The sequence below is a fragment of the Aquimarina sp. Aq107 genome (assembly GCF_943733665.1).
Taxonomy (GTDB): Bacteria; Bacteroidota; Bacteroidia; order Flavobacteriales; family Flavobacteriaceae; genus Aquimarina.
The window spans coordinates 1,263,259-1,283,013 of the sequence record NZ_OX030782.1 but is presented as its reverse complement, the minus strand read 5'-3'; the positions used below and the strand labels follow the sequence as shown (position 1 = coordinate 1,283,013).

General features: G+C 33.4%; 16 protein-coding genes. All 16 read right to left on the bottom strand.

The window, feature by feature from the left end; all coding sequences use genetic code 11:
* Positions 1 to 19: 19 nt before the first annotated feature.
* Positions 20 to 1,696 carry a dihydroxy-acid dehydratase gene (gene ilvD, locus NMK29_RS05170; protein ID WP_108802532.1) on the bottom strand — a complete coding sequence of 559 codons (1,677 nt, stop codon included), beginning with the start codon at positions 1,694 to 1,696 and terminating at the stop codon, positions 20 to 22.
* Between the two features lie 588 nt (positions 1,697 to 2,284).
* Positions 2,285 to 2,941 (bottom strand): response regulator transcription factor, encoded by a 657-nt coding sequence (locus NMK29_RS05165; RefSeq protein ID WP_027393842.1) that lies wholly within the window; start codon positions 2,939 to 2,941, stop codon positions 2,285 to 2,287.
* 16 nt (positions 2,942 to 2,957) lie between these two features.
* The gene (locus NMK29_RS05160; protein ID WP_108802531.1) at positions 2,958 to 3,746 is read right to left on the bottom strand and encodes a sensor histidine kinase; all 789 of its coding nucleotides are present in this window, start codon (positions 3,744 to 3,746) and stop codon (positions 2,958 to 2,960) included.
* The gene (locus NMK29_RS05155) at positions 3,719 to 4,411 is read right to left on the bottom strand and encodes a hypothetical protein (protein WP_108802530.1); all 693 of its coding nucleotides are present in this window, start codon (positions 4,409 to 4,411) and stop codon (positions 3,719 to 3,721) included. The genes NMK29_RS05160 and NMK29_RS05155 overlap by 28 nt, the downstream gene beginning before the upstream one ends.
* A 6-nt stretch (positions 4,412 to 4,417) precedes the next feature.
* The gene (locus NMK29_RS05150; protein WP_108802529.1) at positions 4,418 to 4,819 is read right to left on the bottom strand and encodes a hypothetical protein; all 402 of its coding nucleotides are present in this window, start codon (positions 4,817 to 4,819) and stop codon (positions 4,418 to 4,420) included.
* Between the two features lie 303 nt (positions 4,820 to 5,122).
* Entirely contained in the window at positions 5,123 to 5,977 is an 855-nt protein-coding gene (locus tag NMK29_RS05145) for a biotin-dependent carboxyltransferase family protein (protein ID WP_108802528.1), read from the bottom strand.
* Positions 5,974 to 6,708: a 5-oxoprolinase subunit PxpB gene (pxpB, locus tag NMK29_RS05140; protein ID WP_108802527.1), complete on the bottom strand. Its 735-nt coding sequence runs from the start codon at positions 6,706 to 6,708 to the stop codon at positions 5,974 to 5,976. The genes NMK29_RS05145 and pxpB overlap by 4 nt, the downstream gene beginning before the upstream one ends.
* Positions 6,705 to 7,436, bottom strand: coding sequence for a 5-oxoprolinase subunit PxpA (gene pxpA / locus NMK29_RS05135; RefSeq protein WP_159092142.1), 732 nt, complete (start codon positions 7,434 to 7,436; stop codon positions 6,705 to 6,707). Before pxpA ends, pxpB begins: the two co-directional genes overlap by 4 nt.
* A 27-nt stretch (positions 7,437 to 7,463) precedes the next feature.
* Entirely contained in the window at positions 7,464 to 8,684 is a 1,221-nt protein-coding gene (locus tag NMK29_RS05130) for an Nramp family divalent metal transporter (RefSeq protein WP_108802525.1), read from the bottom strand.
* 58 nt (positions 8,685 to 8,742) lie between these two features.
* Positions 8,743 to 9,879 (bottom strand): DUF2891 domain-containing protein, encoded by a 1,137-nt coding sequence (locus tag NMK29_RS05125; RefSeq protein WP_108802524.1) that lies wholly within the window; start codon positions 9,877 to 9,879, stop codon positions 8,743 to 8,745.
* A gap of 127 nt (positions 9,880 to 10,006) precedes the next feature.
* Complete coding sequence (locus tag NMK29_RS05120; RefSeq protein ID WP_108802523.1) at positions 10,007 to 11,350, bottom strand: ATP-binding protein; 1,344 nt, start codon at positions 11,348 to 11,350, stop codon at positions 10,007 to 10,009.
* Between the two features lie 4 nt (positions 11,351 to 11,354).
* The gene (locus NMK29_RS05115) at positions 11,355 to 12,173 is read right to left on the bottom strand and encodes a peptidoglycan-binding protein (RefSeq protein WP_108802522.1); all 819 of its coding nucleotides are present in this window, start codon (positions 12,171 to 12,173) and stop codon (positions 11,355 to 11,357) included.
* Between the two features lie 172 nt (positions 12,174 to 12,345).
* Positions 12,346 to 12,942, bottom strand: coding sequence for a hypothetical protein (locus tag NMK29_RS05110; protein ID WP_108802521.1), 597 nt, complete (start codon positions 12,940 to 12,942; stop codon positions 12,346 to 12,348).
* A gap of 5 nt (positions 12,943 to 12,947) precedes the next feature.
* The gene (locus NMK29_RS05105) at positions 12,948 to 17,189 is read right to left on the bottom strand and encodes a DUF4157 domain-containing protein (protein WP_108802520.1); all 4,242 of its coding nucleotides are present in this window, start codon (positions 17,187 to 17,189) and stop codon (positions 12,948 to 12,950) included.
* Positions 17,190 to 17,227: 38 nt separating this feature from the next.
* Entirely contained in the window at positions 17,228 to 17,890 is a 663-nt protein-coding gene (locus NMK29_RS05100; protein ID WP_108802519.1) for a hypothetical protein, read from the bottom strand.
* A gap of 27 nt (positions 17,891 to 17,917) precedes the next feature.
* A complete protein-coding gene (locus tag NMK29_RS05095) occupies positions 17,918 to 19,708 on the bottom strand; it encodes a DUF4157 domain-containing protein (RefSeq protein ID WP_108802518.1) in 1,791 nt (596 codons plus the stop codon).
* Positions 19,709 to 19,755 lie beyond the last annotated feature (47 nt).

The following is a 19,755-nucleotide window of genomic DNA, read 5'->3' as shown; positions in this document are numbered from 1 at the left end:
AGTCAAGCTGAAACGTTCTTTAGAACTCATCTGTAACACATCCTCGTGATGCAGATGAAACTGTATTGGCATATTTATACAAAACTCCTTTTTTGAATTTCAATGGTGGTTGAACCCAAGAAGCTTTTCTTCTTTTAATTTCTTCCTCTTCTATAGCAACTGTAATAGAATTTGTTTCTGCATCGATTGTAATAACATCTCCATCTTCTACTAATGCAATCAAACCTCCTTCTTGTGCTTCTGGAGTGATATGCCCTACTACAAATCCATGCGTTCCGCCAGAGAATCTTCCGTCAGTAATTAATGCAACATCTTTACCAAGGCCCGCTCCCATAATTGCCGCTGTAGGTTTTAACATTTCTGGCATTCCGGGACCTCCTTTAGGACCTTCGTACCTTATGACGACTACATTACCTTTTTCTACTAATCCATCTCTTATACCATCATTAGCATCATATTCACTATTAAAGACTTTTGCTTTCCCTTGAAAACGAAGTCCTTCTTTTCCTGTAATTTTAGCAACACAACCATCTTCAGCTAGATTACCAAACATAATTCTTAAATGACCTGTTGGTTTGATTGGATTTTCTAATGGTTTTATTACATCTTGTCCCTCTGTAAGATCTGGAACATCTAATAAATTCTCGGCTAGTGTTTTTCCTGTTACTGTTAGACAATCTCCATGCAATAACCCCTTCTTTAATAAATATTTAAGTACTGCAGGAACACCTCCTACTTCATGCACATCTTCCATCAAATATTTCCCACTTGGTTTTAAATCCGCTAAGAATGGAGTTTCATCACTTATTCTTTGAAAATCCGCTAACGTAAACTCTACATCTGCAGCCCTAGCTATTGCCAGAAAATGTAATACCGCATTCGTAGAACCTCCAAGTACAGTTACCAAACGAATCGCATTTTCTAATGACCTTTTGGTTACAATATCTAATGGCTTAATATCTTTTTCTAAAAGAGTTCGCATCGCACGTCCTGCCGCGATACTTTCTTCTTCTTTATTTTTACTAATTGCTGGATTTGAAGAATTATAAGGCAAAGACATTCCTAAGGCTTCGATTGCAGAAGCCATTGTATTTGCTGTATACATTCCTCCACAGGCACCTGCTCCGGGAACGGCTTTTTTAATTACGCTTTTATATTCACTATTCTCCATAGTTCCAGCTACCTTCTCTCCCCAAGCTTCAAACGCCGAAACAATATCCAGTTTCTTTCCTTCGTGACATCCAGAAGCTATAGTTCCTCCATACACTAAAATTGATGGTCGGTTTAATCGAATCATAGCCATCAACGCACCTGGCATATTTTTATCACATCCTACTACAGTGACCATACCATCATAAGACATTGCCTGAACAACTGTCTCCATAGAATCAGCAATTACATCTCTAGAAGGTAACGAAAAACGCATTCCGGGAGTTCCCATAGAAATACCATCACTAACACCAATCGTATTGAATATAAGACCAACAACATCTTCTTCTTTTGTTCCTTGCTTTACTAATTTTGCCAAATCATTAAGATGCATATTACAAGGATTACCTTCATAACCTGTACTTGCAATCCCCACTAGAGGCTTGTTAAAATCTTCATCAGTCAAACCAATTGCATGAAGCATTGCTTGTGCTGCTGGTTGTGTATCGTCCTGTGTTACCTGTTTACTATATTTATTAATACTCATCCTTTTTGAATGTGAATTTTTTGATAATTATCTAAAATTTTAACTGGTTTTTTATCAAATTCATATTTAATCAAATAAACCTTAGCATAAAATTATTTCGTAATGACTAAACTGTTGAATTTTATTCAATAAGCTTACAACATCCAACCACCACTAAACATATCTTATTAATTGATTTACAGTTACTTATGTTCATTTTATTTACAATCACTATTTGTTAAATTTTTATTTTATTATAGATTCTAGCAAAAAAAATCCCTTCCAGAAACGAAAGGGATTTTTGTTTAATACTTAAGATCAATATCCCTATCATCCTGATGAAATAATCACCACGATACTAATAATATTGACAATAATGATATTTTGTATTTGTATTTTCATTTTTAAATATGGTTCAAAAAAAATCCCTTCTTAATTAAGAAGGGATTTTTAATATATTGTAAATTACAAATACCCTTCTCATCGCAGTGAAATAATCACGACGTTGATAATGATATTAATAATATTAGTGTTGTTCTTTTTCATTTATGCCGTAAATATAACGAAATATATTTTTGAAAAACAAATTGTATTTAATAAACGAAGATATTAATCCAACTTAAATAAATTATTTTTCATACAATATATAACCAAACCAACTCGAGTCTTAACTTGAAGTTTTTTAAATACCGATTCCCTATAATTTTCAATTGTTTTAGGACTAAGGTTCATTTCGCCAGCAATGCTTTTATATGTTAATTCTGAGCATGCATACTTTAAAAAAGTCCACTCTCTATCAGTTAACTTATCTGCTAGATTTTGACCAATATCTGCATCCGTTTTTTCAGAGTATTTTAACGCCGTTTCTATTTTACTGGAATAATAAAACCCTTGCTCTATGACCATTTTCATAGCAAACTCGAAGTTCTCAGGATGAATATCTTTTAATAAATACCCTCTCGCTCCTGCTCTTAGCATTTTTATAATAGTCTCCTCATCATCTTCCATCGTCAATGCTAACACCTTCTGCTCTGGTTGATTTTCTTTTAACCATTGCATCGTCTGGATACCATCCATAACTGGCATTTTTACATCTAGTAATATCAATTCGGGTTTCTTTCTTTTATGTAGATAATATTGTGTTAGTTCTTTTCCGTTTTTTAAAATAGCTAACACCTCATACCCTTCTAGATTAGTAATAAGGCTTTCTAGAGATTGTGCAAATAGAAGATGATCATCTACAATAACTACCGTTTTTTTCTTCATTTCCGTTTAAGTTTTATTAAACTTTGTCCTCTTCTTTAAATGGATATCGCAAGGTAAGCAATACTCCTTTACCGGGCTCAGAAAAACAATCTAAACTTGCATTAACAAGAGACGCCCTACTTTTCATATTTAATAATCCAGAGTTGGCTTGCACTGATTCCATATCATATCCTACACCGTCATCTTTTATAACAATGGTCAAATCCTGAGGAGTATAATTTAATTTTACTAGTAGATGTAATGCTTCTGCATGCTTAATAGTGTTAGAGAAAAATTCCTGAACAATACGATATATAATGATTTCATCTTTAGGATTGATAAGCACTTCTTCTCCATCTACAATTAACTCGGGAGTTAAAAAATTCAGTTTTTTGAATCTGTCTAATTCTACTTGGATGGATTTTTCTAACCCTATATTCTGGATAACCTCATGATTTAAGGTTTTTGATAGGTTTCTTATTTCTTGTAGACTATCTCCTACCAAACCTCTTATATCTTGCACAGATTCTTTGATTTTAGGCTCTAGATTAGAGCTTAGGATATTGATCTGCATAACAGCAGTAGATAACAACTGACCAATATTATCGTGTAACTCCCAACTTACATTTTTCAGTGTTTGTTCTTGGATTTCTAATTTGGAGTTTTGTAGTTCCTCCTCAAATCGTTGTTTTACTTTAAATTTCTCCAGAAGTAGTTTGTTTTTCCGTCGTTGGAAAGCAACAAAGAACATAATACCGAATACCACAAAAAACAAAATGATAACAGTAAAATAAACAATTAATAAGATTTGTTCTTCTTGTAGCATATTATAAAACCAATAACATAACAAGTATACATAAAAATATTGGCGAAAGTTAATATCGACCTATAGATTTCATGAAAGTTTGGACTCTCTTCACTATAATACTCTCCATAAATAAAAATAGGATTAACCAATATATGAAATACTAATGCTCCTACGGATATATAAAATACTAATACTTTATAAAAATCAAGAATCTTATCACTTTGCAATACTTGAAAATAAAAATAAACAATGAAAATTAACAATAATAATGTACCCAGTATCAAGCTATACAATGCAGGAGATTTAAAGAAAACACCTGAAAAGATTAAATTCAACAACGAAGTAATAATAAAAAACAATATCAAGAAAAACCCTATCTTTTTTACTCTTGCAGATTCTATAAAATTTAAAAAGAAAAAAAGATAAAAAGAAAAACTTATTATATCATAGGAGTTGTAAGCCCAGTGGTTATCATACAAAAAAGTTTCTTCTAGAAAGCAAAGTTGTTCATTATTTATAATAAGTGAAGGAAACCAGCCGAAGAAGGTGTCAAACAACACAGTAAACCATAAAAAATACACAAAGTATCGAGTAATTCTGTCTTCTCGATACTTTGTGATATAAATTGTTCCTATTGTAGCCGCTAAAAGTTCAAATAGGTTAATTACTGTTAAAAATGTCATATTCTACTAATAGTCATTTGGTGGATGACCAGTTCCTCCTCTATTAAAAGCAGGTATATCATAATTATTTATCGGATCACCTCCATCTTTACCAGAAGCTCCAGGCCTTGATCCAGTAGGTGCTAAAAACAAAGTAGAATATCCTTTTTTCATTTTACATTTGGACTCCGAATACGCACCTAAATAAATTCTAATTCCCGGATCCTTAATTCCTTGTTCTTCTGATTCCTGCTTTACATAAGCCAAATATTCCTCTAACTCAGCAACCGACCAATGAAATTCACGTGCATCTTCAAATCCTAATTTCTTCTGTAGACGTTTCCCTCTTTTTTTACACCAGTTATCGTGAAGCTCTCTAGCTTCTTCAACGTTAATACACTTCTGAGGTTTTTGTACTTTTTTTGCCATAATAATATCATTTATTGGGTTATCGTCGCTAATATATTTAAAAATCTAAGTTTTACACAAATACCAACACCCTTTTATAGAATTAATTTACGGCAAAACCATACACCTAATCAGTTGTTTCATAGTTAATTAACAAATATTAAGCAAAAACAAAAAAAGCTACAAAAGGGGCTTTTCCCCCTACAACAAAAGGTGATTTTACCCCTATCATATTTTTACAAAAACAATTAAACCAACCTATTACCAATATCACCACTAACTTTTAAAAACATTAAAAAACTACATATTAAATAGAATTTCGACTCAATTAATCCTATCAAAACAAATTGTATCTCCAGTCCGCTTCTGTGCTATAGCATTAATAGATTCTTTTGTTAATTGTAAAATTCTAGGATATCCACCAGTAGTTTGACAATCTCTCATCAAAACAATCAAACGACCCGATGGAGTTAACTGAACCGTACCTGGTAAAACAGGTGATGATAACATCGATGATAAATCATTTTCTAATGATTCTTCTAAACTTATAGCCATCCGATCTCTAATATCAGAAATCGTAAAATCATGATTTAACAATATGTCCTTTTGCGTCTCAGACAACATATCAAACTCTGGTCCCTTATAGACATTTAAACTATCTAATTCATTCCAAAAAACAGTATTAGAAATCAAAGAATTTGATGTCGAAAATCGACTAACACTATCATAAGCAATCATGTCATTTTTAAACAACCTTAAGAACTTGGTTATTTGATTATATTGAGATCTGCTATTCAAAACTAATTCTGACAAAAAACCTGAAAAAATTCCCACATATCCATACAACCCATTTCGAACATTTTTAAACTTCAAAACATCATCTTTTTCAATTTTAATTTGCGAATTCATTTTACAAGGAACATCATTTAGGTACGGATCACAAATCGCACCAGTAATCGAAACAATAGTGTTCTGATGAAATTTTAAAATTGGCGGAACCAATGTCCATTCTAAAACAGCAGAATTTTCCTCATTATTTAAAATTGCATTTGCCAAAAAGAAAGATCGTAAATCCATAGCTCCACTCTTTGGCACTCCATATTTAGAATAACCAAAACGCCCACCATCCTGAATAGTTGTATACACCCCTGAAGACAACAACTCTACCTTTCCTTTCATAAAAGTTTAAATTTTGGGGTATAATTACTACTAGAAACAAGTGAACTTATATCGTTATATTTATTTTCACTAATCGATATAAATTGAATTTTATCTCCTGGAGAAACAAAACAACATTCCTTAGAATCAATATCAAAAAAATTCAAAGGAGTACGCCCTATCACATGCCATCCACCAGGACTATCACATGGATACACTCCCGTTTGATCTCCACCAATTGCAACCGATCCTTTTTCTAGTTTAAAACTAGGGATAGATTTTCTTGGAGCACTTAACTTTTTATCCAAACCACCCAAGTACAAAAAACCTGGCAAAAACCCAATAAAGTAAACAGTATATAATGGAGCAGTGTGCAAGGCGATTACATCATCAATACTCATCAACTTATTTGATGCATAAAAAGGTAACTCAGGAGCAAGCGTTGGAGCATAGCAAACAGGCACTTGCCACAAACGTTTTTTCAACGACATACTTTTAAAATCACCTAAAAACAAAGATTTTAACGTTAAAATCTCACTATAGACATCCTCTATACTAGATGTATAGTAAATTAATAACGAGTTATATGATAAGATTACTTCAACAATTAGTTTACCATAAAATTTCTCAATGGATTTTTTATAAAAAATCAACGATTTTAACAAAATTTCATCAACTTCTTGAGGACCTTGAACCAAAATTGCATTTTCATTGTAACGTTTATACCGAAATTTAATGCCTAATTTTTTCATTTTAAAACAAAATTTCTTTTTAAAAACTCTTTATATAAACACTCCAAAATTTCAACAGATTTTGGATTATCTCCATGAACACAAATCGTGTCAAAAAAAATCAACTTCTCCTCTCCTTTTATTGTTCTTATTTTTTTGTCAGAAATCATTCGCAACACATGGGGTAAAATATTTTCAGGATTTACCAACACTGCATTTTTTTCAGAACGGGAAACCAACGTTAAATCCTCGTTGTAATTTCTATCTGCAAAAACTTCATATTTCACTTTAACATCATCTCTGCAAAGATAAGAAATCATAGAATCTTTTGTCGTTACTATATTTAAACTTTTATCGATATTTTTAACAGATTGAATAATTGCAGCTGCTATCTCTTCATTTTTTACTGCTTCGTTATACAAAGCACCATGAGGCTTTACATGGTGCAATCGACCACCTTGTTCTTCTGTATAAAACTTTACCTTTCGGATTTGATCCGTTAATGTATCGACAAGATCATCATAAGAAATATCTACAACTACTCTTCCGAAATTTTCACGATCAGGATATGAAGGATGTGCTCCAATTTTTACTTGATGCTGCAATGCTAATTCAATTGTTTTTTGGATCACTTGATTATTACCTGCATGAACTCCACAAGCTATATTACACCAAGAGATATATGGCATGATTTTATCATCAAAACCAGCCTCTTCTCCAACGTCAGCATTCAATATTATTTTTTTCAAAATTCCTACTTTTATAAACTATTTTTCCTACATATTAATTATAACTTTCCAAATACCTCTAAAGCCTAAAAAACAAGTAATGAAGACAATTAAAAAACCAAGTATATTTTGTTTTAAAGAATTAGTAAAATTCCCCAATATATTTTTTTGATTCATAACCCATAATAAGAAAATTGCTATAATGGGTAATAGTAATCCATTTGCTACCTGTGCAAATCGAATAATCACTATTGATTTTATACCTAAAGAAGAAAACAAAACACCTAAAAAAAGTATAAACATCCAGACTGCTCTAAAGGAATTACTTTTTAATCCATCTTGCCATCCCATACAACCTTTTACGACATAAGCCGCAGCTAAAGGGGCAGTGATTGCAGAGGTAATTCCAGCAGCAAATAATCCTAATGACAGTACATATTTTGCCATAGATCCAAAAACTGGTTCCAATCCTTTTGCCAAATCAGCAGCATTATTTACTTCAGTTTGCTGAATAGCTGCTCCTGTAATTATAATCGCCATAGAGACTAAACCACCTAATACAATAGCGACTATAGTATCTTTCCTAGCTGCAGGGAGATCTTCTTTAGTTTTCCATTTTTCGCTTACTATGGAGGCATGAAGAAACAAATTATAGGGAACAACAGTCGTTCCTATCAACCCAACAATAGTGAGTATCTTATCGGTTGATAAATCCGGCACAAAGCCTTTAAAAAGCAATGATAAGTTAGGTTTTGTTACTATTGCAGTAATGATAAAAGCAATACTCATAAACAATACGAGTACTACTAAACTGCGTTCTAGAACTTTATAATTACCTATATACAGCAGTATAAAGGCTATTACACCAATAGTAATACTCATATAGTTTACCGAAACACCACCTAGCTGAACTATTGGTGATCCTAAAATAGTAGACAATCCTAATACACCTCCACTAATGTTGCCAGCTTCATATGCAGCATTACCTATAAAAATAGCTGAAAGAATGACTCCTATCAATATCCACCGTACTATTTTATTATCGAATTGTGATTTTACTACTTCACTCAATCCTTTTTGGGTAATAATTCCTAAACGAGCTGACATTTCTTGTAATACAAGACAGGCAACTATTGATAATACCAAAGCCCATAATAGAGAATATCCAAATTGAACCCCTGCCAATGTACATACAGTTACTGTTCCTGGTCCTATAAAAGCTGCAGTTACTAAGGTTCCTGGACCTATGTTAGAAAACCATTTTTTCACACGCTTGTATTTTTAGTTATTAGTTAAGTAAGAATCTTTAAAGGTTAGATTGATTTAATTATTGAGACCGATCATCAAGTGCATAAATTACAAAAGACCCTAACCAGTGTCCTCCTTCATAGCTGTCGCCTACAAGATTGGGTAATGAATACTTTACGTGTTGATTAGCGATATTGATAAGATGATCATATTCTGGGTATTGATTTGCTAATCCATATAGTACCCAAGCTCTACTAAAATTAAGTCCATCGAGATGTACTAATTTACCATCAGTACGATCAGAGACTTCTCCTACCGATATAGCAAAACCAGGATTTTTAAGTTGTGGCATAAAATCGTCAACCCACTTATCAAAAGAAGGTTTATCCAATACCTTTCTCATAAGATCAACCTCTTCTAAACAAGGTGACAAAAAATCATATCCGCTAGGTTCCCAACCTATCGGACAGTTCGCGTCTTTAGTATAAAAATCTTTTGCACGAGAAGCGATGATATTTTTGAGCTTAGTATTATCAAACGTATTTGCATAATCCAATGCAAAAGATAATCCGAATGCTGTATTGGTATGTTCACCTACTCTGATGGGATACTTAAGTTTTGGTAAAAAATCGATATATCGTTGTACTATTACATCTGTTAATGGTTGCAAATTTTCCTCAAGGTTCTTTGCTACAGGATCATTCCATGTATGAATTTCTTCGGCAAGTTTAAGTAACCAAGCCCATCCATATGTCCGTTCATAAGATGTATTATGTTTTCCTTCAAAATATAGTACTTCTGCCTCTATATTTTCTTTAGAAATACTTTCTATTAGTTTGGTTTTTATCTCTGTAGCTTTTTCTATTTCTGGAAAGGACTTTACTAATTTCACTAATGACCAATGTCCATGAACTGCAGAATGCCAGTCGAAACAGCCGTAAAATGCTGGATGTAAAACTTTAGGCTCTCCTAGATCTTCTTTGCTTCCTATGGTTTGTCCTAATTTATTTGGATACTCTGTATGAATGCAAGCTAAGGGCAATTCTACCAAAGTATTTGCTTGTTCTTTTGTTAGTTTTAGAGGTGTTTCGGCAACAACGTTAGGTGTATTTTTTTTGATTAAAGGTGTTTCTTCTACTTCCTTATTAGCATTCTTTTCTGAAGTACTACAAGCCGTAATAATCATCAAAAAAAACAAAATAGTTAATCGATTCATATGTCAATACTTTTAAAATTTCCTCATCTAAAAAGACGATTCCTTTTTAAAAATATTGATTTCCCAGTGTTAATCTACATGATTGTTAATAACATAAGTAAATAGTTTATAACCTCTTAAAATTGGTTTATATGGTTACCATCTTACCTTCTTTAAGGTATTCTTTTTTAATACCTTCTAATATGGTTTCAAGGAGAATTGATTCGTGCTTAGAAGCTATCGTTTTAAGACAAATATATTGTACTACATTGATAATATTCGCTCCTGTTAAAGCATATTTTTTAGAGACTTCCTCTAAAGAAATACTTTTGTCTAAGGCTATTTTATCGGGTAAGTTTTTCTTCCAAAGTGATAATCTTTCTTTATACGATGGATTTTCGAACTCTATAATGGACTGAAACCTACGTGTAAATGCTGTATCTATATTATTCTTGAAATTTGAGGCTAAAATGACCAATCCTGGATGTGCTTCGATACGCTGTAATAAGTATGATACTTCTTGATTTGCATATTTATCATGAGCATCTCTTACATTGGTACGCTTTCCAAAAATAGCATCTGCTTCATCGAAAAATAAAATCCAAGATTTATTTTTTGCTTTATCGAATAGTTTTGATAAGTTTTTTTCGGTTTCACCTATATATTTGGACACTATCATAGACAAATCAACACGATATACATCTTTGCCTGTAAATTTCCCTAGCAATGTAGCTGTGAGTGTTTTTCCGGTTCCTGGAGGGCCCGAAAAAAGAATCCTATAACCAGGTTTGATCCTAGATTTCATATTCCAATCATTCAATACGACATCATTGTAATTTAACCAAGTTTCGATCTCCTTTATTTGTTGTAATGTTTTGTTTTGTAACACCAAATCATCCCAATCTAACTCTGTATTTATTCGTTCTGCAGGGAAATCTTTACTCATAGTCGGTTTTAATACTTTACCGGTAGTAAATAGTGACACATATTCTTCTTCCAGTAATAAACGCCCACTCATTTTGGGTTCTCCTATAGGAACTGTATCTAAATAAAGAATTCCTTCTCTCATAAAAAGATGGTCTTCATAAAACATCTCTGTGAGTTGTATTCTTTTCTGAATATCGTTTCCTCCCATAATAAACTGAACTGTTTCTCCGGTCGGGATAATACCTCTATGATTTTTTCCTTTGACACCTCCAAATTCTGGTAATTCACCTCCATTAGGTAAAAAATCCGATATGATTGTGGTAAAAAAATTAGGAGAAATATGCGGTACAATCGTTACTAATAAAGTAATTACCTCCTCTAAAGACAATTGTTTTTTTCTGACAAATATTGAAAATAATGAGTCATCGGATACGATGTTATCGAATTTTGGAAAAACAGGTATTTCACTGGTATAATTATCTTTTAAGCGATACTCTATCACTTCTCTTAAAAATGATAATTTACTATCAAAATGAATTGCATTCTGAGCTAAGGTTTTTTTCATCTTTTTACACTAAAGGTTCAATAGAAAACACATCTATTTTAGATCTCCTGAAGCTTCTGGTCCTCTTCATAACGGCTACGCCATTTCTAGATCCTAGATGATTTGTATTGCCTTCTATTGTTTCTATTACGTCTCCTTCTCTAGCTGTTATTACTCCTGTATGAGTCCAGTCTAAACGTGATTTCTGAATCAAGAAAATATCTCCTTTTTTTATTAAAGAAGGATCTTTTCTTATTTTTTGATACCTAGACAATAAGCCCTTTTCTAAACCTATGTTACCAACGGTATCACAGCTATAAGTAAGCGGCATTAATCTTCTAAAGTTTTCACCAATCTTACTAGCGGCCTGATCAAGTATTGCTTGTGCAAATCCCATACACCAGAACCAAGGTGATCCATCGTTACCATCCATATAACTACGAACCCAAGGACCGCTATTGGATTGCCCTTGTATATCAAGTTCGAAAGGATGCTGCTGTAAGTGATTTTCAGCTACTTCTACCATCAAATCTCTTAGATTATTACTAAGCAAAGGTTTTTCGAAAGCTTCTTTTAACCCAAAACATAACTGATCAAATAGTTCCTGATCTACAATTCCAGTAGATGCAAGGTTATGAAAACTCTGAAAATTCTTTACTGCTCTTTCTGTTGCTGGACCAAAATCACCATCAATTTCCGTTGCTGTTCCACTACTAGGATTCGGAATAGAGAATAAAGTTAACCAAGATTGAATTTTCATCACATCTTTTTTATTATTATCGGTTCCTCTTCTTTTTTGAGTGGCTTTGATTACTAATTCTTTCTGATATGCTGTTTTTTTCATAACCCTATCTTATTTAAAAACATAAAGTTAACTCAATTCAACTGGTTTTCCATGAGCTAAAAGACTCATCTTTTTAGGGGTTTTTTCCTATACTGCTATAAGTATTATTGAGGTTCTATACCCTAAAATTACCTTTAACTTCTACACTATTAGATTACTACATAAAATCATTTTAATTAAAAATTGATTTAATTATTGAAATACTTTCCTCAAATTTTCCAATTAAAAGATTTTTTTGCCAACCTACTAAACCTTTTGTTTCAATTAATTTATCAAAATATTCATTTATGGATAAATTTAATTTACTATGTCCAAACCCAGATTTAAAATAATACAGTTCATCATTTATAATATTATTCGAATTTAGAAAGAAAGCAATTTCAATTTCATCAGAATTAAAGTAATCAAATGGCTTACAACTTTTAGTAAATTCATTTTGTTCAGGATCATTACTCTCATTAAATCTTCTTATCCAATAATCTTGATCATTATTTAAATTCAAAAACTGATTTAAATCTATAATATTGATTTCTCCAAATAAATTCTCATCTCCTTTTATGTAATTCCATTGAATTTCCAAGCTCCCTATATTTTGATAAAAAAATTTAATACTATTGTCAATAGTAATATTATTATTATTTTCAAGCTGTAATATATAATGATCTGGATATCCTGATTTTATGTTGTACTTTAAGAAAGTAATATAATCATTAGAAATAAGTTCATTAATTAAATTTGAAACTGCTAAAAAGTAGTTTTTATTTATCATCTTTTTTAGGTTTGAATAGTATATGTAGTTGTTCCAATCGTTATGCTAGTACCGTTTTTATCTTCAAGAACTTTATAATCATTTACAGAGGTATTGTCTGAAAATCGAAGTGAATTACTTCCCTCGCTTGCTAACGTTCTGTATATATTAAGAAGTATTGAGGCGGTAAAAGGTAATTGGTTTCTAAATCTTCTTGAATATGCAAGTTGTAATCTTCGCCCACTTCCTCTACCAAAAATTTCCACAAACTCTGCGGCAGTTGCTCTTCGTAAATTCAAAACAGCAGGACCTGAACCGGTTCCAGTTAATGAAGGAGGAGGGTCTATAGTGCTAGACAGCCATCTATCAGGTGTTCCAATAGATGCTAATAATTGCCCTGAAGAATCTACTGTCCATTTTTGCCATTCTATTGTTATATGACTTGGAAATTCGTGTAACGGTGAAGGATGATAATCAACTGTTGTCTCATATTTTAATACTTTATCTACGTTTGTAGGGTCTCTCAATTCATTTAAAGCTCTTTGTTCTATACTTGAAGCAGGTGTATTTACTGAATTATCAGCAGGAACGAGATTATCCGGATCCGTTCCAGATCCATGAAGTCTTTCAGGAATAAGATGCATTCTATTCCAAGTTCGTATATTAATAATGGAAGCATTGTTTAACTGTGTCAAATAATTCCAACCGGGAGGAAGATTTACACCTCTACCAGGTGCGGAGCCCATAGAATTTCCTGGTAAAGTAGTTAATGGGTCCATTTTTACCTGAGAAGGTCGACTATTTTGTCTAGATACAACTTCAAAACGAGATGTGATAGCGTTTTGTCCTGGTGCTAATCCTAATGATTGTAAATCGTTTTTTATGAGTAGTAATTTCCCTCTCAATTCACGCTCTTTTGCTAATTTAACATCAGCACTTGGAGCTGGTGTTGTATTGTTCTCTAAATCATAAAGTTCACGTATAGTAGCATTAGCAGCCGTATAGTTCTGTCTTACGTTTACAATTTTTTCTAATTTATTATCTTTGTCTGGTCCATCTGGTGTTGCATTTATTTCTGTTTCTTTTGCAGTAATAAAATCTTCAAATCTTTGTCTTTGACTATAGATATTAATCACTCTCTGATCACTTTGCTCTTCGATTTTAATAGTGTGTGTTTCTCCGTTTGAAAATTTTATTGGAGTATCAAATCCTAACCACCCAAATACTGCATCTCTAGCACTTGCTCCTACTGCCATCACACGATCTAAAAGTCCCATACCGGTATCTACCGCTTTATTTACCAACCAAGTCAACGCTTCATCTATTAATGCCCTTACCGAACCTATAATCTCTGCTATTCTAGCCCCGATTCCTCCTAATCCTACTTGATTGGCAAGGAATCCTATGACTACTGGCATAGACTGTCCCATTGTACGTTCTAAATAATCAGCTGCTGTGGCTACATTTCCTTGTGCTATATCGGCTACTCCATTCACAAATGAGTTGATAACTTCTAGCATCTCTCGCAAATATTGAATAAAACTCTGAACCGCACTGAAGAAAGCCATCGCGCCGTTGACCACGGCCATAATACCTGTAGGATCCAACATGCTCAATAATCTGGTTGTGATTTGTGTAATGATACGAGTCATCACAAAATTCTTTACAGCATCAATTACAATATTCCAAAGGTTACTAAGCTGTTCCTGTATTTTATCCCAAATGGCTGCAATACCTCTTTCTTGAACATCTTTGATAAATGTCCAGATACCTTCTAATGTATTAATAGCACCTCGTATTCTGGCAACTCTTTCTGGTCCTATTCGTGGATGTTCTGCCAGTTTTTCCCAGATGCGTTCCATAGAAAGACCCAATACTTCTAAAACCCAACTAATTACTCCTTGCAGAGAGAAGTCTGTAAGTTCTGGAATACCGGCATCTCTTAATTCTCGCATTAACCAACCCATCACACCGTTAATTAAATGGGTTACGATGTTATCAAAGAATTTCACAAAACCTTCCTTGATAGCTCTTAGTATATTCTTCAGGAAACCAATTGGATCTCGTTTGATGTCTTCCATAGCCTGAAGTGATCGGGTAATAATATTTCCGATCAACTCGAATGGGAAATTCATAATTTCCAAAATAGCTACGATTACAATTCTTACTATTTCTGCTACAAAAGCAATCAATCTACCAATCGGTTCACCAAATTGATCTATAATTCTTACAAAAGCATCTATAGGATTAAGAAGATCATCAATAGAAAAAGAATTCCAGAGATCCACAAACAACTGCACAATAGATTGCGGAGTCATATTCAGTGTTTCTACTGCAGCCTCAATTTCTCCTACTATTCTTGCGATCGCCCCAGTCTCAACCATCTGAGCATACTGTGCTTCTCCTCCATCCATAAGGCTCATAAATCCTCGGATAAGATTGGGAACGGTTCTCGGTACATGTTCATCCGTAAAAGGATCTTTACCAATGATTACTTTCACAAGAGAGAATCCTCTTGTTTCATTTGCTACGGAAGAAAGCCAGCCCAGTAGGGCTTTCTTAATAATTTTCAGCACTTCGATAGCTACTGTCAATGCAAATGTCCATACTCTTTCTAAAAAACCAGTAACGCGCCCTGACATTGCGGTTAAATTTGTTGCGATTTCCGTTAGGTTCGCTGGACGAATTGCTTCCCACGCAGCATTTATTAATCCTCTTAACTCTCCTAATAATGACATGAAGGTTCCTACCTGAGTATCTAGCCAATCGGCTGTTTCTTGTAAGGTGCCTCTTTCTCGCATTTGCTCCAACTCAGTTTCCTTTCCAATAAGCATTAAGAAATCTTCCAGAATTTCTACAGTAGTAGCGGTTACTTCTTCGTCTCTTAGTGGGTCATAGTGTATGATCTTTTTAATCAATGACCACGCACGATTCTCTGCCAAAATTGGTTCAGCTACATCAATTAAAGCCTCTTTTATCCAAGTAATAATCTGATCTATCAATGAGTTTGCAAACGTTGTTATTCTATTAACAAGTCCATTAAACTCTTCTCTTAACGCCCCGACAAACGATGTCACCGAATTATTCTCCCAAGTTTCTTCTACTAAATTTAATAATCCTTGTGTAGTTAGGTTAAGTTCCCCTAATCTTCCACTAACCCAGTCAAATACTTGTTGGATGATATTATATTCTTGTAGTTTATCAAAAATTGCTGTTCCAAAAGGAACTAATCCTATCAAACCTCTTAGTAGATTGATTGGTGTTAGTTCCACTCTTTGTCCTAACAAAGGATCATACTGTATAATCACCGTAAACAATAAATACCCTGGTATATTACGCGCGTTATTAAGTATCCAATCTGGTATCCAATCTAAAAATGATCCCTGGATCATTTTTGGTGCTGACGTTACATTCTCTACTTTACGTTTAATTCCTCCTCCTTGTTGTACGGTATGGGTTAATTCATGTGCCAGTAAATGTTTCCCAGAATTGGAGGATGTATCAAATTTTCCTTCATTAAAATAAATATCATTTCCATGCGTAAATGCCTGAGCTCCGATATCCTGACTCATTTGTTTGGCATTAGCATCTGTATGGACTCTTACATTACTAAAATCAGTACCAAAACCTGATTCCATTTGTGTCTTGGTTTCTTTTGGTAAAGGAGAACCTCCTCCTTTAGAACTGTTCAAACGAGATTCTATAGATGCATTTGTATTTGGAATTTCATTTGATTTCCTCTGAACCATTTGAAGAGTTGATATTTGTTCTTCTTCCTCCTCTTTCTCCTGAATTTCTTCTTCCTTTTTTTGTATATCAGGCGCTATGAAATTGTTTTCTGTTTTCTGTTGTATATGATCTTCCGATACTTCTTGCCTCTGTATTTCTTCTTCTGGCTTTTGTTGGATTTCTTCCTGTTCTTCTTTTTGTTGTATCGCCTCTTCTTCTGGTTTACTTTGAATTAAAGGGCTAATTCGATCTACAAGTGGCTTTTGTTGAACTTCTTTATCCGTTATTTCCTGTTTTTGAACCTCTTCTTCCTGTTGTTTCTGTACAATCGGTGCTGGACTAAAAAATGAATTGTTCTGATCATTCCCTTTGGCAACAACAGTATCTGCAACCTTATCTGCTTCTATTTCATACTTATCACCTGGTTTGCCTATGTTAAGTTTAGGTTGAATAAAGGCACCATCGCCCTTCTCTTTTAGAAAAAGAGATGAGTTACTAGATTTAGCATTAGTCGTATGTGATATTGCCGTTCTAAACATTTTATTTTATAACATATATTCCTAATATGAAGATGTTCTCAATTTTTAATCTGTAATTTTTCTAAAGTTTTTCTTTTCACTATCTGTTTAGTACCAATAAGTTCTTTATCAACCTTTACTTGATTAATTTTTTCTTTTAATGCCGCTGTATCTATGTCAATATTCTCTATATCCTGAATTTTTGCTAATCGCTTTAATTGATTTGCTTGAGCAGTAATCCTACGAGTTTGAATAGTATGGTTATTAACTTCTGAGTCTCTAGGCAAATTTTCTTGAGCTATAGTAGCATGGTTGCTATCTGCTTTAATTGCTTTATTAGCATATCTAATTGCTTCCTTGGATTTACCAAGTAATAATTTTGCTTTACTAATTTGTATTATATCTTCTGGAGTTTGGGCTCTCTCCTCCAATTTTATTGTGAGTTCTTCCAGTTTTTGTTTTGCTACGCTATCATTAGGGTTTTGAACATATTCTTCCTGATATTTAGAAAAGGCAATTTTATCGGATGAGATTGTTATTTCTTTTACACTCGGATATCCGATCATCAAAATTGGTATTGGAAAGAATAACAGTAGTTTTTTGATTTCTTCTTTTTTGAGTATGTAGTATACTAAACCAGCACTTAGAATCAGAAACAAGAATATTCCTAAAAACAAAAGTACTAGTTCATATAAATGTAAATCGTTTAGTAAAGTTTTCATTATCTCTATTTTTATTATTCTTATACCTTATTTAACAAAAGGGCTAGATCTCATTGTCTTGATTTCATCTGGAGTAAGTTTTTTAGGGTTTGAAGCCGTTGCGTGCATTAAATATGTGTTATCTGGAACTACATGGGTTCCTTTATTTAATAATACATGACCCATTTCGTGCGATACTGTATTATCCGTTCCAACATTACTCACCACTACTCCTAAAAGACCTGTACCCGTTGCTGGCCAAAATGCTTCTCCTAAACTACCTGCACTTAATTCTTTTACAAAAAACAAAGTGATCTCACCAGATTTTTGATTTAAAGGCAATAATGTTTTCTCTTCACTAGTAGGACTTGTGGGATTTGGATATTCATCTAATATCAAATCGCTACCAATAATAAGTTTAGATATAAAAGTCGGTAAATTGATTTCCTTTCCTTTTTTTATTTTGATGTTTGCTTGGTGGTAGACTTCGTTATTTGCATAGTTTAATGCACTAGATACATTACCACTACTTCCTTTTACATGAACTATGTTTAGTGTTACAGTTTTTTGCTTTTGCTTTTTTTGAGGAGTTGGTGGGGGAATTGGATTAGGTATTGTCACAACTGCCTTTCTATTTGGCCCTAATGATTGCGAAAACTGATTTGTTTCTCCATTTGCAAATGTTTTAATATTAGCAAGCGGAATCCCTTTTGAACCATCAGAAGGGTTCATCAATTCTTGCGCTACTTTTTCTGCTCGATCACAGGATAATCCCCAATTTAACCCTGGTTTTCCATCTATACTGGCGAATCCATCAATTCTAATTACATCAGCACCTCCAGAAGCATGCCAGTTCATTGCCAAATTAGACAGCATAGCTTTATCAGAATCCGATAGATTACTGCTACCCACTCCATGATTGATACTCATTTTCATTCCTACAGCACTACTATTTGCTATACTACATTTCATTCCTGATGGTGCATCTTTCGGATTATTCTCTAATGTATGCTTCTTTTGAATCTTTTTATTTACCATTCCACTTTGCTGCACTGTATGGGTAAGTTCATGCGCCAACAAATGTTTTCCTACTTTAGAATCTGGGTTGTATTTTCCTTTATTAAAATAGACATCATTACCATGTGTAAAAGCCTGAGCTCCTAATTCCTGACTCATTTGTACTGCATTACTATCGGTATGTATGTTGACACTACTAAAATCTGCTCCAAAACCTGTCTCCATCTGATTTTTAGTATCTCCGGACATTTTATTGCCTTTTCCTTTGCTAGATTTCAATCTTGACTCTATAGAAGCGTTAGAATTTGAATCCGAGGAAACGATATTCGAATTTGATTTGGTTTGCACCTCTTCCTCCTCGCCCATTTTTTGTACAGATTCTTCATTTTCGCAATCATCACATTTTGCCTGAACAGGTTCTTCTTCTTCCATTTTCTGAACAGATTCTTCCTCCTCCTTTTGTTGTATAGCTTCTTCTTCCTCCTGTTTTTGAACAGATTCTTCTTCCTCCTGCTTTTGAACAGGTTCTTCCTCTTCCATCTTTTGTACAGCTCCTTCATTTTGATCTTTAAACATGCTTGTTTGCACCAAAGGTGTAATTGATGACGCTAAAGGTTTCTGTTGTACTTCTTCCTCTGATGCTCCTTTTTTCTGAATAGCTCCTTCTGAATTAGATGAAGTTTTATTAACTACTTGATCTGCCATTGTATCTGCTTCAACCTCATATTTATCACCTGGTTCTCCAACTTTTAATTTTGGCTGTATAAAAGCTTTTTGCGATTGATCCGGAGTCCCCGATTTTTTCTTTCTCTGTAACCTCATATTGTATCCTCTTTAATTTCATTATACTCAAAACCTTAAGTAATTAC